The organism is Leeuwenhoekiella polynyae (assembly GCF_004104075.1).
GTDB classification, from domain to species: domain Bacteria; phylum Bacteroidota; class Bacteroidia; order Flavobacteriales; family Flavobacteriaceae; genus Leeuwenhoekiella; species Leeuwenhoekiella polynyae.
The window spans coordinates 51860-67619 of record NZ_QOVK01000018.1; the positions used below are offsets into that span (position 1 = coordinate 51860).

Sequence of the window (15760 nt, forward strand, 5' to 3'; positions counted from 1 at the left end):
TCGGTTAGTAAGCATTTGTCTTCTTTCAATTACTAGAAAAAATTGACGGCGCTTAACCTGATAAATTCTGATGTAATGGAATCACACTAATGTAAACCTTACTGAACGCTGTCCCCTTTAAAAGCCTTCAATTCCAGCAACTCAAATTCTGCTTTCAACGCTTCAATATCAACGTCCTCTTTATGTCGCAAATGCCGGTCAAAAAAGGCGGTGACCAGTTTAGTGGTGATTTCCATTCCCAGTTCTGGATCAATGCTTCCGCATCCGGTAAGAGATGCTACGGGAATCATAAACGGGATGTCCATAAAATTAGGATGGCCGGTATTCAATATTTTGGCCTCATAAAAATAATCGGTACTCTTTTTTCGGTATACGTGACTGTTGATGTCTTCGTGCTCCGTCGGCCAATCTGCCGATAGGTACAAAAAGGGTTTTTGAAACACCGTATCGATCTTAGTGCCCCATTGTATTCCGTCTAAATTAACTCCTGCCCTAATGCGCTCATCTGTAAGAGCAAGCTTCCCCGCCGCACCCCCACCCACCGAATGTCCAAATACGCCTAGTTGATTAAGCCGCATGCTTCCTTTTAAAAACCCTTCGGTATTCCACTCGGGTAACAAATCAAGTATGTTTTGCATATCTGTAACCCAGCGGTTTTGAATATCGTTTTCAAAATAATCTTGTATCGCATCACGCACAATAGGATGCCGCTGCTCAAAGTCAAGCTTCCCTTTAAAAGCCTCTTGAATAGGCGTTATGGTTTGCATCTGATCTGCTGCAATTTGCTGCTGGTAGGCGTAATCAAAATAGGCTGCTTCCCCATTGGGAAAGGCAGTGCCCAGGCTCTCATAAGTATGATTCATATTGATAACAACATAACCCTGGCTGGCCAGTTCACTGAGCAAGGCATAATAACCGGTTGCTTTAGAACCATAGCCGTGTGAAAATAACAAGACCGGAAACGAACCTTGGGCAACCGCAACTTTAGGATACGCATAGGTTTTGACATAATCAAGATAGTTGAGCGCTGAAGCAGGAAGTCCGTATTTGTTCGCAAAACCCACCCGGCTTACGGAATCCACATACGAATCCCGTTTAGCGTTTGTAGCAACCGAATCTGCGGGATACCAAATTTTTAAAACCAGTTTTCTGGTGTCGTTAGGATCGGCTGTGATGGGTTCGTCACGGTTAGTATTCACATAAACCGTATCTGTACCCACGGCATAAGCACCCCGAGGCTCGGGCAAATCAAAAACCGGAAGCGCAGCCGGTAAGATCCAGGCAGGAATTAGTAAAACCGGAAACAGTACAAATCGTAATACACTTAAAACAGAAACTTTAAAGGCTTTAGAAGCATCTGCCGTATATATACGAATAACTAATAGTACTGCTAAAACATAAGCCGGTAAGAGTTGCCAACGGTAGCCTTCTAACACAAGTTGAAGTACAACCACGGCAAGCAAACCAAAGAGTATATATTTTGGACTAAAACGCAGCGCAAGCCTTTTCCAGACAAAAGGCAATAGGGTAAGCGTGATTAACAGGATGATTTCAAAAAGTCTCATAAACTCGTATACAATTGATTAAAAAGAGTTTATAAAATTAAATGATCCCTCAGTTGATTACGAGGTAGAATCCCTGTCAGAATACGTTGTCTACCGCTTAAAATCAACATGATCAAAGAGACAGGCTCTGGCCAACTTAAATATTCCTTTGTTGCCATACAGTTGCATCTCCTGCTAATACATGAATAGCACGGTATGATAAATGCTTCCCTCTTGACATAAGACACAAATTGTAGTATATTAGCCGTACACGATTCAAAATCAAACCACTACGTATGCTTACGCATCAGCGTATGGCGGGTTCAGTGCCCACTAAGGTTTTCATCCTTCAACGTGCTTATAAACTTCCTTAAAAACATACGTTCACCCGAGGTTCACCCGCAGTTCACCCGTAGTTCACCCGTGGTTTACCCATACATACCCTATGGATAAGGCATAGATAGAGCATAGATAGCGCATAGATAACGTATAGATCATTCATAGATAACCGCCACATGACCAGAGGTCGTACCAAGATTTTGGGTAACAACGTCTAATATTAAAGTGTGAAACAATCGCCCGAAAGCCTATCTTTTATAAGTTATCCTGAAATTTAGGATCAAAAAATACCATCCCCTCCATCCCATATGTATCACGGAACACCTCAAAATACGAACCCCAAACACCTGATCAACAAACACGTATCCCCTTCCACCTTTAAAAAGAGCTTTAAATAAAATTTCGGTCTCTTTTTGGGTTTAGACTGATTGCGATTGTACTTCGGTTTTAATGGATTTTTAATGACCTTAACAGGGTAATAACGTGTGCTATTAAGATATAATCCTGTTAATAAGCAATGTGATAGGCATCATGCGGTTTGCATGTTCCGAACTAAGTGGTAAATCAGGATTTTCGGGCACATCTTTAAAGCGCATCACCGCAAATGCTTCACCCAATACCGATTTTTAAAAATCAAACACCTGTTATTCATGACCATCAAAAGAAGTGTGTGGATGGATTGAAGCCATAATTTGAAGCTTAAAAGGTTCAAATTAAGTCAGATTTTAAAGATACACGGTAGTGTTACAGCTGTAGCATTCCGAAAAAATTAGGATTAACCTCCTACGGTCGTGCCTGTTATAAACTCCTATATAAAATATTTTTATTTTTATTTATTCTAAATAAAAACGTTTAGTACATTCGCATCGTTATTTATAATCAATCTAATCAATATACGATGAAAAAATCCATACTCATGCTGCTGATCCTCCTGCAAACAGCTCTCTTTGCGCAGCAGTCTCACACGCTCTCCGGTACGGTGCTGGATGCTAACGGCAATGCGCTCACCAACGCCAATGTATATCTCGAAAACACCAATTACGGTACTTCGACAAATGCTTCTGGATTGTACAAACTGAGCAATGTGCAGCCGGGAAACTATACACTTATCATTTCTGAAATGGGCTTTAAAACCTTTCGAAAAGCAAACATTAACGTAAATGGAGATCTTACTTTTAATGTAGAACTTCAGGAAGATGTGAGCGCATTAGATGACATACTTATTTCCGGTCACGGTAAGACCGAATATGTAGAACGCAATCCTTCATCTTCGCTGCGTTTACAGCAAGAGCTTAATAAAGTGCCGCAAAACATTCAGGTTATTAGCGCTGACGTCATAGAAGATCAGCAAGCCATCAGTATGATGGAAAATATTACCCGTAATGTAAGTGGCGCCCAGATGATCGAACACTGGGGGAATTTTGCCCGTATCAATATGCGTGGTTTCAGAATTCCTCCCTTTAGAAATGGCCAAAATGTACTTTCTACCTGGGGGCCACTCGCCGAAGATATGGCGCTGGTAGAGCGTATTGAAGTGGTAAAAGGTCCGTCTGCTTTTATGTTATCCAGCGGAGAACCCGGTGGACTTTACAATGTGGTGACTAAAAAACCAACCGGGGTTTCTCACGGAGAAGTTGGCCTGATGACCGGAAGTTACAACACCTTACGCGCCACCCTTGATGTAGAAGGTAAACTTTCTGAAAACAACAAACTACAATACCGTTTTGTAGGTGCAGGAACCACTCAGGAGGCACATCGTGCTTTTGAAGAACAAAATCGTTACACCCTTGCGCCTTCCGTGAAATATCTAATTGATGAAAAAACTTCGGTTACCGCTCAGTACACCTATCAATATTACAAAACGCGTTTAATCGGTTCGGCTTACGTCTTTGCTCCCAGTGAGTATGCCAGTCTTGACCGTGATTTCACCCTATCTGATCCCAAGTTAGGTCCGGCTATTATGCAAGAACATTACGGACTGATAAATTTTGAACATCAATTAGATCTCAACTGGACTGTAAATGCCCAACTAGCCTATCTCAATTACCAGCACAGCGGTTCCAGTTTATGGCTTGACAGTACTTTTGGCGTTCAGGAAAATGGTGATTTAATACGTAGCGTAAGTATCTGGGACGCTAAAGAAGAAAAAAAATTGGGACAGGTTTTCATAAACGGTAAAGCTAAGACCGGTGCGGTAAGTCACAAAGTTCTAGCTGGACTGGATTTCGGTAAAAATGAATATATAGCAGACTGGTCACAGGCGATCAATATTGATACAGAAGAAAATCCATATAATATTTACAATCCGCAGCCGCTTGCTATAGCACCAGTCTTTGACCGCTCGGTACCCTTAACACAACGTACCGCAGGTTTTATAAGCAGCGAGTACTTGGCATATTATGTTCAGGATGAGCTCGGGTTTTTTAATGATGATTTAAGACTAACACTGGCGGGAAGATACACAGAGATGAAAACCAACTCGTATGGCTCTACCTCAACCGATAAAGTAGTTACCCCGCGCGTTGCTGCTTCTTATTCTATACTGGATAATTTAAGTGCTTATGCCATGTATGACCAGTCGTTTTTACCTACTCAGGGAGCAAATGCCGATGGAAATGCTTTTGATCCGGTTACTGCTCAAGATATTGAAGGAGGATTTAAATATGAGTTTGGCGATGGAAAGTGGAATGCTACCGCAGGGTATTTCAACATTCAAAAAGATAAAATCTTAGTACCGGGACCAGATCCTAACTATTCCATTCAAATCGATAGCGATGTGACTTCAAAAGGTTTCGAATTTGATCTGAGAGGAGAAATCATCAACGGTCTGGGTGTGGTGCTGAACTATGCGAATACCAATGTAGAAGACGCAGACGGAAACAAAGTGGTAGGCTTCTCCAAACACATCACAAACGGGTGGTTCAACTATAAGTTTCAAGAACGTACTTTAGAAGGATTTGGAGTTTCGTTGGGTTATCAATACCTCGTAGAGCGTTCAACCTGGGCTTGGGGCGCTGATGGAGAAACCGATCTTCCGGACTACTTTAGAATGGATAGCGCATTGTCTTGGGAAAATAACAAATTCCGTGTGGCGCTTAACATCAACAATGTGTTGAATGAATACCTATACAGTGGAGCCGATTATGGTTCTTATGTATACTGGCAAAGTGAGCCGGGGCGTAATTTCAGACTCAGTTTAAATTATAAGTTTTAGAATTTAGTGCTCTTTATTCTAGACTTTAGATGCGATCACCTGCGGGTGGTCGCATTTTATGGTATAACTAGTTTGACTTTAGTCTGAAATATTCTTAAAATCATCAAAGTCAGCAGCTAGCTTTTTAGCTTCTTCAATAAGTGTAACAGGATATTTATTCAACTCTAATATGCGAATTGCATTCCGGTTCTTAAGTTTTCCGGCTTTGAGTTTGTAATCAAAAATAATACGCTCCTCCGCTACAAATTCACTAAAATGATACAATTCATATGTTTCAGTAAGTAAGTCTGTTAATTCTATATCGTGTGTAGACACCAATACCGTATTTCCATGCTGAGCCAGATTAGAAAGTACCGCTTTTCCTGCCGCAATTCGCTCCGCTGTATTGGTTCCTTTAAAAAGTTCATCAAGTAAAAAAAGATTAGGTACAGTTTCCTCTCCTGCCACTACAAGGGCTTTAATCCTAAGTACTTCTTCAAAATAATAACTCTTATCATTCATCAAATCATCGCTAATACGGATGGCTGAAAGAATACGCATGGGTCTAAACTGCATCTGTTTTGCAAAGCAAGTATTAAGCGTTAATCCAGAAAGAATATTGATGCCTATCGTGCGAATAAAAGTAGTTTTACCAGACATATTAGACCCGGTCAACAAGACTGATCGCTCACGGGTTTCAATTGAATTTACCTGACAATCTGAAATAAGCGGATGATAAATTTCTTTTGCAACAACTCCTGTATTTACGTCTGATAGATGAGGGGTGCACCAACTATTGAGTCCGTTGCGCAGTAAGGCTACAGACAATAAAGAATCTATACGACCTACATACTTAAAAACAGTTTCTACTTCTACGCGTTCTCTATCTAAACGTTTTAAAGCACCAAATAGAAAAAGAGGTTCGAGTAGAAAAAGGGTTTTTATAATATCTAAAAGAAACCATAGTACAATTTCAAAATCTCCTTGTATTCCCGCTTCTATCTGAAAAAAAAGCGTACGGTTTTTAAGTTGGTTTATACGGGATACAGCTTTTAAAATCTTTGAATCATCTGGCTTTGTGTATTCGATTTTAAGTAATTGATTGGCTACTTTATTGAGTTTTAATAACTGTGGAATAGAGCTTACATACTTAACTAAGTTACGTTTATTCCAATAATGGATTACAAAATTTACGCAAAAAACACCTAAAAGAACAGCGAAGAATACCGGATTAAAAAAGGTTAATATCAAAGTGCAGAAACTTGTAAAGGAAAGCAGTTTAATCGCTAAAAACCACGAGGGTACTTGTATATGTTCTTCTTGAAATAAGCTCGAAATATAGTAGGCTTCTTTATGCTTTAAACGGTCTAATTCTTTTTGGATTTGACTTCTCAATACAGCATCTTTACTCAGTCGCTCTATAAGCACCTCATCTTCTTGAGTCTGTGCTTCGTCAAGTTTAATGCATCTTAATTTGTCATATAAGTATTGCTGCCCCACTCTGGATTGGGTACGGTCTAAAAACTGAAACACTTCATCAAAATCAAGATCATTACACGTATGATCTGATAAAACCTGAAAAGCATTATGTGTTTTTTTATTGCTGAAATATAGTGCTATGTGTTCAAAATTAAAGAGCTCTTTTTTAATCGTGTTTTTAGTTTTTTCAGGTTTAGTTTGACTGCGGCTCTTTACACCTAAACCTATTTTAGAGAGACCTTCTTTAAATCTAAAAGCATAATAATTCAGCATAAAATATAGGTATATTTTTATTGAGATTGTTACAAATACAAGTTACCTCACTATTTTAAAAATGAATATGCTCTAAATAAATAAAAATTAATTATCTGTATGTCATTGATGGCTTATATAAATTATTTAAAAAAATCTAGTATTCTAGAGCTTTTACAGAAAGGTTTATGGATCTAGATAGTAAAGCTTACAGGGACCAGCAAAGGTTTTCATGAAAGGGGTTTTAACCACCACTACCCAAAAACATCTAAAAGATTTAACTGGCAATAGAATCGGGATATACCACAACAAATTTTAACAACGGAAGTTTCCACTTGTTTTATCATCAAACAAACCTTCCTAGATGTGTACACGCCTGCCAGAAAGTTTTTCAGTGATAATGCTGAAAGGATTCCGTGGTAAAATCACAGTTAAACTAAAAAGCAGTAATTTTCAATAATTGATATAACAATTCTTATGGACGATTCACCTGTTTTAAACCTTCCTGATAAGCATTCAGCAATTGAAAAAAAATCGAAAGAAATCGGTTTTACAATGCCATCAGATCTGTATATCGGGTCACTTTTAAAAACCTTGATAACTGCTAAACCGAAGTCTAATATACTAGAGCTGGGAACCGGAATTGGGCTTTCCTTATCTTGGATGATAGACGGGATGGATGCCAAATCAAAAATAACATCGATTGATAACAACCCGGAGCTCATCAAAATAGCTGAAGATTTTTTTGCTCAAGACGCACGAGTAGAATTGATTTGTGCTGATGGATCAACGTGGATAAAAAACTATAACGGCGAAAAGTTTGATCTGATTTTTGCAGATGCCTGGCCAGGAAAATACAGTGAAATAGATCAAATTTTAGAACTTGTGAAAATGGGTGGTTTCTATATTATTGACGATATGAAGGCACAACCCAATTGGCCTGAAGGGCATCAGGACACTGTAGATCAACTCGTTAAATATTTAGAGAACAGAAAAGACTTTAACCTTACAAAAATGAATTGGTCAACCGGAATCATTATTGCTACAAAAAAGCAGTAAAAGCGCAGTAAAATATTGAAGATATAATCATAACTAATAAGGTATGCTTCTATATATTTACCAAATCAATCGAATAACTACAATCACACATGAAGTACATTCTATTTTTAAGCTTCTCTTTTTGCACTCTTTTTGCGGTTAATGCTCAACAACAAACCGGTGTAGAAAAAAGGCTGTTTTCAGTAAACATTTTGACTCCGGGCTTAGAATACGAATTTGGGCTAACCAATACAACCACATTAGATCTTAGATTAGGTACTGGCTTCGCGTATCGCAAGGGCTTTTTTGGAGAAGGCTATGGTGTTTACCCTATTTTTAACATACAATACCGCTATTATTACAATTTTAAAAAAAGGAATACTAAAGACAGAAACACTACAAATAACAGCGCTAATTACCTGGCTTTAAGTGGTGCATTACAAACTGGCAAACCTATAATTGGTAATCTGGAGTATTATGAAGATTACTTTGGCGTGATTGGGCCAATCTGGGGATTGCAACGATATTACAAGAGCGGGTTTAAGTTAGATCTCAATTTAGGAGGCGGTCTTGGTTTTAATGATTATAATAAAGCGTATTTCTCTCCAATTTTAGGCTTTCGCTTGGGGTGGTTACTTTTTAAATAGACTGCAAGTCAGCATTTAATCAATCAGGATATAAGGTGATTCAGCTTAAAAATTAGGATTTCCTTATATATTGAGTTGATTTTTTTCAGTTTGTAAAAGGCTATTTTTACCTGAAAACATACTATGCCGAGAAAATTATGTTTCCTAGTGCTAAAGTTTAGCTTAGTTCTCTTTCTGGGTCTCAAGATGCAAGCACAGGATACAGAATCTAAAGTTGAAAAACCAAAAAGAGGATTCATTTCCCGTTACATCAACAGCATCTTTAAGGATACCACTTCGCAAGAAAAAGCACAATTCCTTGTCTATCCCGTTATGGGGTACCGCCCGGAAACTGGCGTTGAATTTGGAGTAGTACCGCTTTATGTCTTTTATGCCAATGAAGATATCAACAACAGGCTTAGCGAAATAAACGCCTATGCCTTTTTCACCTTTAATGGGCAATACGGTCTTCGCATCAATCACGCTGTATATGCTGATCAGGATAAGTGGTTTTTTCTGGGTGATTTAGATTTTGAACAATTTCCGCTTAAATATTACGGGATAGGTAATGAGGTTCCAAAAGAAAATATTGCTCTGGTTGATGCCACTCAAATACGGATCAAAGAACGGGTTTTAAGAAACGTGGCAAAAAACTTTTACATCGGTTTAGAAACCGATTTTAGAAGTCTGAGTAACATAACCTTTAAAAGTCCGGATGAAGAAGAACCTTTAGTTGATTTTGATTTACCATTCGGAGCCGAAGGCACGACCAGCTTTGGTATGGGATTAGGATTGGTTTATGACGAGCGGCATAATGTATTGAATGAGCGCGATGCATTTTTCAGTGAGTTTGCCTATATCAACTACAATCCGTTCTGGAAAAGCGATGTGAAATATCAAATCATCACGACTGACAACCGGTTTTTCAAAAAAATAGGCAAAAACGATGTGCTTGCTGCACAGCTTTTGGGTGAGTTTAATTTTGGAGGCGATGTCCCGTTTAATCAACTCTCCTATATGGGTGGAGAAAGCATGATGCGCGGTTATTTTAAAGGAAGATTTAGAGACCGAAATCAGCTTGCTGCTCAAATTGAATACCGTTTCTTACCGCTCAAATTAGGGTTTACGAATCGTATTGGCGCAACGGTATTTACCGGTGTAGGCGAAGTTTTTGATGGGTTTGATGAAATCAAAATGAACAATCTAAAATGGTCTGCCGGTGCCGGTGCCCGTTTTTTACTCTTTCAGAAAAAGGATATTTACTTACGCTTTGACTATGCGTTTACTCCAGACGGAAATAATTTCTATTTAAGTATCGGTGAAGCTTTTTAAGCAAACTACTTCAGGTCAAGCCAGTCAGGCCCACAAAGCATGAAACGGAACACTACATTTTTAGAACAGGAAAAGCCTCGGTGTATTTAATCTCGATTATCGCGTAAAGTTAGCTGTCAAATCTCACCTCAATCTGAAACAAACACATTCAGTATTTAAGGTTATTCAATTTAAAGTATACCCTAAAACCGAAAGTGCTGCATTATTGAGTACCTTCAAAAGAAAAAAATAAAGCTACTATGCAAAAAGTTATTTTAATCACCGGAGCGAGTTCAGGTATAGGAAAGTCTACTGCCAAAAATTTACTTGAAAAAGGTCACACCGTTTATGGGGCAGCACGCAGAATTGAAGAAATGCAAGATCTCGAAAAAGTAGGTATGCATACGCAGTTTCTCGACCTGACCGATGAGGAATCTATAAAAACTTGTGTAAATGCTGTTCTTGAACAAGAAGGACGTATTGACGTGCTGATCAACAATGCCGGTTACGGATCTTACGGAGCCGTAGAAGATGTTGCTATTGAAGAAGCAAAACGGCAGTTTGAAGTGAATCTTTTCGGTCTGGCGCGCATCACACAATTGGTTCTCCCAGGTATGCGAAAAAATAAACAGGGTAGGATTGTAAATATCTCCTCAATGGCAGGAAAAATATACACCCCTTTTGGTGCTTGGTACCACGCTACAAAACACGCACTTGAGGGCTGGAGCGATTGTTTACGCCTTGAATTGAAAGCTTTTGATATAGATGTGGTGATCATACAACCGGGAGCCATAAAAACCGATTGGGGAACCATTGCGGCAAAAAACCTGAAAGAAAATTCAGGGTCTGGTGCTTATGCTGATTTTGCCAATGCTGCAGCAGACAGTATGCACGATGCCTACACCAGTGATCGCTTAACCGATGTATCAATTTTAGGAAAAACCATTGCTAAAGCCGCAACAGTAAAAAATCCAAAACGCCGATATGCAAAAGGTTTTATGGCAAAACCTGCGATGGCCTTACGCAAATGGCTAGGAGATGGGATTTATGAAAAGATTATTATGTCGCAGTATAAGTGATATTTTATAAACCCTAAGATTAATCGTTTATATCAACTCTTATTTCTTGCACTCCATCTTCCGGTGGCCCAAACCTTAGTAATGCGGTTGCTTCGTTCATAAACGCAGTTTGTTGCAGTAAAGGACGAACTACTTTGTAAAGCAACTCTGCATTAGGTCCATACATATACAAGAATCCATCACTTAAATCTAAAGCTATTTCATGACCGTCAAACTCCCCTACACCCTCATTTTCTATCAATTTTTCAAGTTTGTCCTCCAGGTTATAGAGTGGCTGTAAATCATCCAGAGCATATTGAAAACTCACGATTACAGCGTGCTGGTTCATTTCTATCTTTTTAGTGTTCGCCTTACCCAAAAACCTATCAAATAATCCCATGAAACCTAATTTACTAGTAGCTTAAAATTACTGCAAAAAGTTCTATTGGTTTTGATAGTCATGTAAAAGTGAGTTTCAGCCCAATCAATAAAGCTTAACCTTTCAATTATTACCTATTTTACCTTAAATAACCCTCCCGTTCTACTTATCAATTTTTGTAACTTCGACTTTCCTCCTACGCGATTAAAAACGGGCACATGAAAATCCTGCATACCGCCGATTGGCACATCGGAAAAAAATTACACAAGCATTATTTACACGCAGATTTTGAGCTGTTTATCAATTGGCTCATTCCCCTTATGCGTGAAGAAGAAATAGAATTGCTCTTGATTTCAGGGGATGTCTTTGATCTGGCCAATCCATCTGCAGAAGCCCGCCGGCAATATTACCTTGCACTTAAGAAATTGAGTTCGCTCAACTGTAAAATCATCATTACCGGAGGGAATCATGATTCGCCCACGATGTTAGACGCACCCCGTGAAATCCTGGAAGCCCTCAATGTTCACATCATTGGGGGGTTGCCCCAGAATCTTGCGGACTGTCTCATCCCGGTGCCCAACAAAGCCGGTGAAACCGAACTTGTGATCGCTGCAATTCCGTTTTTGCGGGACAGCGACATACGCAGTGTCGAAACCGGCGTTACCTATGATAACCGCATTGAAGCCATTCGCAAAGGGATTGAAGCCACGTTTGCACAAGCAGCAGACCTGTGTAACCAAAACTATCCCGGTCTGCCCGTGATAGCAATGGGACATGTGTATGCAGCAGGAATTGAATCCTCAGACAGCGAACGCGATATACAAATCGGGAATCAGGCCGCTTTTCAGGCGAGTCAGTTTGGGGATTATTTCAGTTATGTGGCGCTGGGACATATTCATAAACCCCAACGCGTGAGTGCTGCCATTCCTACGTTTTACAGCGGTTCGCCGCTACCCCTTTCGTTTAGTGAGCGCAGTGATGAAAAACGAGTGCTGATTTTAGATACTACAACCGGTTTTGAACCGCAGAGTCTTTCGATACCCAATTTTAGAAAACTGCATAAGATTAGCGGTACTTTAGAAAATATAAAAGCGAAACTGAGCAATCTTACTCCACAAGGTGAACTCACAGATCTGATTGAAGTCGAACTTATTGAAGATGATTTTGATGCGCATGTACTGGCTCAATTAGATGAAAGCGTCACCAACTTTGATACACCCGGACTAGAAATAGTAAAGCATCGGGCTAGCTTTAAAAACCGACTTCAGGAAACCGGGAAACTCTTTGAATCCCATATCCACCTGGAAGATCTCAAGCCACAAGAAGTGTTTCAAAAAATGCTGGAGCAAAACAGTTACGATACCGAAATTAAAGCACGGGTAATTCAGGCTTTTCAAGAAATTCTAGAGGAAATACATACAGCAGATCAGGCTTAAGCTATGAAAATATTAAAGATCGCATTTAAAAATATCAACTCGCTACGCGGCGAGCATAAGATCGATTTTACTAAAGAACCCTTTTTACAAAACAGTTTGTTTGCCATCACCGGTCCCACCGGCAGTGGTAAGACCACCATTCTCGATGTGATTTCCTTAGCGCTGTTTAATCAGGTGCCGCGACTTGGTAAAATGAGCACCACTGAGGTTTTAAAAAAAGGAGCCATTCTTACCCGCAATCAGAGTGATGCATTTGCAGAAATCACCTACCAATGTAAAGACGGAATTTTCGCATCAAAATGGGAAATCTCTACCAATAGAAACGGAAACCTGCGCGACTATCATATGGAGATTGCCAATGTTACCGGCAACACGCTTTTAGACTTAAAAAAGTCTGATGTGCCTACTAAAAATGAGGAGCTCATCGGTCTCAATTACGACCAGTTTATCAAGTCGGTTGTTCTCGCTCAAGGTGAATTTGCTAAGTTTTTACAAGTGCCTAAAAAGGAACGCGGCGCATTGCTAGAAAAAATTACGGGTACCGAAATCTACCGCCGTATCGGACAAGAAGTTTTTCTGAAACATAAAGAGCACGCCAAAGATATAGATACTAAACGCACTAAAATTGAAACCTATAAAGAGCAATTATTAGAAGAATCGATATTTGCTGAAAAGCAACAGCAAGCTGAAAAATTAGCTGCAGAAAAGAAACAATTTCAACAAGAATTAGAACGGCTCGCTAAAGAACTTGATCTTAAAAATAAGCTTCAAAAAGAACAAAATCAACTGAAGCAAACTAGGCAACAACTGGAACGTGTTGCGCTTCAAAAAGAAGAATTTGACACCAAAAAAGGCGAGGCTTTAAAACGGCATCAAGAGATACAATTGTTTGGTGAAGAACTCAATCAGTGGCAAAGTTTACAAAACAAACTAAAAGATAAAAAGCAGGAAATAACAGTTGCCGGTGAAGCGATTCAACAAACTAAAAAACAACGCGATTATTTAACCGAACGCTTTAAAGATACGTTTCAATTAGCAGTCACTCCTGATGATTTCTCCAATAAAGTAGCAGCATATAAAGACCACGTACGTACACTGATTGCAGAGCGCAGTACGATTGCTGCCACGTATAAAACGACTAAATCGCATATTGAAACTTCAGCAAGACCTTTAAACCTTACCGCTTCTGTTTCAAATTTGATTGCTTTTCAGAAAGAATTAGAAACCCAGGAACGGGAGAATTCTGCTGCTTATCAAAAATTGGAGCAACAATTTGATTTGACAAACCATTCGGTTGAAGACCAACAAGAAAAACTGCAGCAAAAACTGCGGCTCATCCGCCAGGCTGAAAAAGCACATCGGGATCTGGAGAACCAAAAATCAAGACTTCAGGAGCAACAAAACGAGTTGAAAAAGCTGGAAAGCCAATCGACCAATTTACCTGAAAAACTTTCTAAACTCAAAAGTGAGATTGAGCTGAAAGAAGCCCGACTGGAAGCCAAACAACACAAACTTGAAGTTGAACAACTGCAAAAACAATTAGAAGATTTCCGTAGAGATTTAAAACCCGATGAAGCCTGTCCCTTATGTGGATCGGTACATCATCCATTTGCAAAACACATTCCGCAGGAAGAAAATGGTTTGAAAAAAGCGGTAAACCAGTTGGAACAAGAGCTTAAAGCCTTAAACAAATCCTTTGCCGAACACCAAACAGCTTTAAAGCAATTCACACAACAAAGCACCGATTTGCAACAGCGCATACATACCGGTACAGCAGATTTTCAAAAGGTTCAAAATGACTTCAAAACACAATTTAAAACAGTGCTTGAAGAAATTCAGGACAACGATTTTACAGCAATAGAAAACATTTTAGAAAAACAAGAACAAGAATTGGCAACGGCTAAAAAGTTGCAAGAAACACGCAGTCTTTATGCAAATCTAAAAGCTCAAACCCAGGAACTTCAAAAGCTTATTGATTCCGGTATCGAGAAGAAAAAAGCAATCGCAAACTTATTTAAAGGGGACAAATTTGAACAAGAAATCAGTGAAGCTGAAACTTCCTGGAATCGCAACGAGCAAGCTAATGCTCAACAAAATCAACTTTTAAAAGCTGCCCAAGAAACCTTGCAAAAACTTGAAAAAGAGCACGAAACACTAAATTCTGACGTACTCAACAAACTGAAACCAAAAGGTTACGATGCTATAGAAGCTGCAATAGCTAATCGGCTCAACGCAACTCAGGCACAGGCCTGGGCGCAAGAAAATCAGGAACTTGAAAACGAACTCTTGCGTTTAAAAACCCTGCGAAATAAACTTCTTGAAGAGGTTAAAACCTTAACCGATGCTACAGATGAGATTCCTCTAGAAAAGTTGCTAGAACAGCAGCAGATAAAAACAAATGCACTCACAGAAAATGAAAAACTAGCGGGAGAAGTCTCTCGCATTCTTTTAAATCAAAAGCAATATTTAAAGTGGATTTCTGATTTAAAAACACAAATTGATACAGAGTTAAAAAACGCAGAACATTGGCTTATTCTTAAAGATCTCATTGGCGATTCTAAAGGTGATAAATTCAATGATTTTGCGCAGGATTTAACCCTTACACAACTCTTGCAACTCGCTAATAAACGCTTGGAACAGCTTACAGACCGCTACCGCATTGATCAGCCGGGAGATGAAGAAGACGATTCTCTGGTGGCTATAGACGAGCATATGGGCGGGCAACGCCGATCTATTAAAACCTTAAGCGGCGGGGAGACCTTTATCCTGAGTCTGGCGCTTGCACTGGCCCTATCAGATCTCGCTTCGCGAAATATTGAAATCAACAGCCTCTTCATCGACGAAGGTTTTGGTACACTGGATCCCGAAACGCTAGATCAAACCCTGGATACCCTCGAGGTCCTTCAAGCGGAATCGGCTAAGATGATCGGCGTCATCAGCCACGTAGACAGTCTAAAAGAACGCATCGCAACGCAAATTCAGTTAACCCAAAACGGACAGGGATACAGCACACTTAACGTAGTTTAATATCATCTAAAATATCTATTATCCCATAGAGGAAACAAGCTGTGATTAGCCAGATTTAGAAGGTATAAATCCTAACTT

10 protein-coding genes are annotated in these 15760 nt (G+C 39.4%); 7 read left to right on the forward strand and 3 right to left on the reverse strand.

Going from position 1 to position 15760, the window contains the following annotated elements; genetic code table 11:
• Positions 1-98 precede the first annotated feature (98 nt).
• Positions 99-1565: an alpha/beta hydrolase family protein gene (locus DSM02_RS15635; RefSeq protein WP_128766494.1), complete on the reverse strand. Its 1467-nt coding sequence runs from the start codon at positions 1563-1565 to the stop codon at positions 99-101.
• Positions 1566-2781: 1216 nt separating this feature from the next.
• Here DSM02_RS15635 and DSM02_RS15640 point away from each other — a divergent pair.
• Entirely contained in the window at positions 2782-5097 is a 2316-nt protein-coding gene (locus DSM02_RS15640; RefSeq protein WP_128766495.1) for a TonB-dependent receptor, read from the forward strand.
• 78 nt (positions 5098-5175) lie between these two features.
• On the opposite strand, the gene DSM02_RS15645 is transcribed toward DSM02_RS15640, so the two are convergent.
• On the reverse strand, positions 5176-6828 hold the full coding sequence (locus tag DSM02_RS15645; RefSeq protein WP_128766496.1) for a MutS-related protein: 1653 nt from the start codon (positions 6826-6828) through the stop codon (positions 5176-5178).
• Positions 6829-7284: 456 nt separating this feature from the next.
• On the opposite strand from DSM02_RS15645, the gene DSM02_RS15650 reads away from it, so the two are divergent.
• The 4 genes from DSM02_RS15650 (at position 7285) to DSM02_RS15665 (ending at position 10861) form a co-directional block, all read left to right on the forward strand.
• Positions 7285-7866 carry an O-methyltransferase gene (locus tag DSM02_RS15650; protein WP_128766497.1) on the forward strand — a complete coding sequence of 194 codons (582 nt, stop codon included), beginning with the start codon at positions 7285-7287 and terminating at the stop codon, positions 7864-7866.
• An 89-nt stretch (positions 7867-7955) separates the two neighbouring features.
• Positions 7956-8492 carry a hypothetical protein gene (locus DSM02_RS15655; protein WP_128766498.1) on the forward strand — a complete coding sequence of 179 codons (537 nt, stop codon included), beginning with the start codon at positions 7956-7958 and terminating at the stop codon, positions 8490-8492.
• Between the two features lie 147 nt (positions 8493-8639).
• Positions 8640-9803, forward strand: coding sequence for a BamA/TamA family outer membrane protein (locus DSM02_RS15660; protein ID WP_240674077.1), 1164 nt, complete (start codon positions 8640-8642; stop codon positions 9801-9803).
• Between the two features lie 239 nt (positions 9804-10042).
• Positions 10043-10861 (forward strand): oxidoreductase, encoded by an 819-nt coding sequence (locus DSM02_RS15665; protein WP_128766500.1) that lies wholly within the window; start codon positions 10043-10045, stop codon positions 10859-10861.
• A 19-nt stretch (positions 10862-10880) separates the two neighbouring features.
• On the opposite strand, the gene DSM02_RS15670 is transcribed toward DSM02_RS15665, so the two are convergent.
• On the reverse strand, positions 10881-11240 hold the full coding sequence (locus DSM02_RS15670) for a hypothetical protein (RefSeq protein WP_164918326.1): 360 nt from the start codon (positions 11238-11240) through the stop codon (positions 10881-10883).
• Between the two features lie 197 nt (positions 11241-11437).
• Here DSM02_RS15670 and DSM02_RS15675 point away from each other — a divergent pair, with 197 nt between their 5' ends.
• Together DSM02_RS15675 and DSM02_RS15680 are read left to right on the forward strand one after the other, a co-directional pair.
• A complete protein-coding gene (locus DSM02_RS15675) occupies positions 11438-12655 on the forward strand; it encodes an exonuclease SbcCD subunit D C-terminal domain-containing protein (RefSeq protein WP_128766502.1) in 1218 nt (405 codons plus the stop codon).
• 3 nt (positions 12656-12658) lie between these two features.
• Positions 12659-15682: an AAA family ATPase gene (locus DSM02_RS15680; RefSeq protein ID WP_128766503.1), complete on the forward strand. Its 3024-nt coding sequence runs from the start codon at positions 12659-12661 to the stop codon at positions 15680-15682.
• The last annotated feature ends 78 nt before the right edge of the window (positions 15683-15760 follow it).

Bases quoted from the DNA above. Each gene is read 5' to 3' on its own strand.
- DSM02_RS15635 (WP_128766494.1), bottom strand. From the start codon at position 1,565: ATGAGACTTTTTGAAATCATCCTGTTAATCACGCTTACCCTATTGCCT.
- DSM02_RS15640 (WP_128766495.1), top strand. From the start codon at position 2,782: ATGAAAAAATCCATACTCATGCTGCTGATCCTCCTGCAAACAGCTCTC.
- DSM02_RS15645 (WP_128766496.1), bottom strand. From the start codon at position 6,828: ATGCTGAATTATTATGCTTTTAGATTTAAAGAAGGTCTCTCTAAAATA.
- DSM02_RS15650 (WP_128766497.1), top strand. From the start codon at position 7,285: ATGGACGATTCACCTGTTTTAAACCTTCCTGATAAGCATTCAGCAATT.
- DSM02_RS15655 (WP_128766498.1), top strand. From the start codon at position 7,956: ATGAAGTACATTCTATTTTTAAGCTTCTCTTTTTGCACTCTTTTTGCG.
- DSM02_RS15665 (WP_128766500.1), top strand. From the start codon at position 10,043: ATGCAAAAAGTTATTTTAATCACCGGAGCGAGTTCAGGTATAGGAAAG.
- DSM02_RS15670 (WP_164918326.1), bottom strand. From the start codon at position 11,240: ATGGGATTATTTGATAGGTTTTTGGGTAAGGCGAACACTAAAAAGATA.
- DSM02_RS15675 (WP_128766502.1), top strand. From the start codon at position 11,438: ATGAAAATCCTGCATACCGCCGATTGGCACATCGGAAAAAAATTACAC.
- DSM02_RS15680 (WP_128766503.1), top strand. From the start codon at position 12,659: ATGAAAATATTAAAGATCGCATTTAAAAATATCAACTCGCTACGCGGC.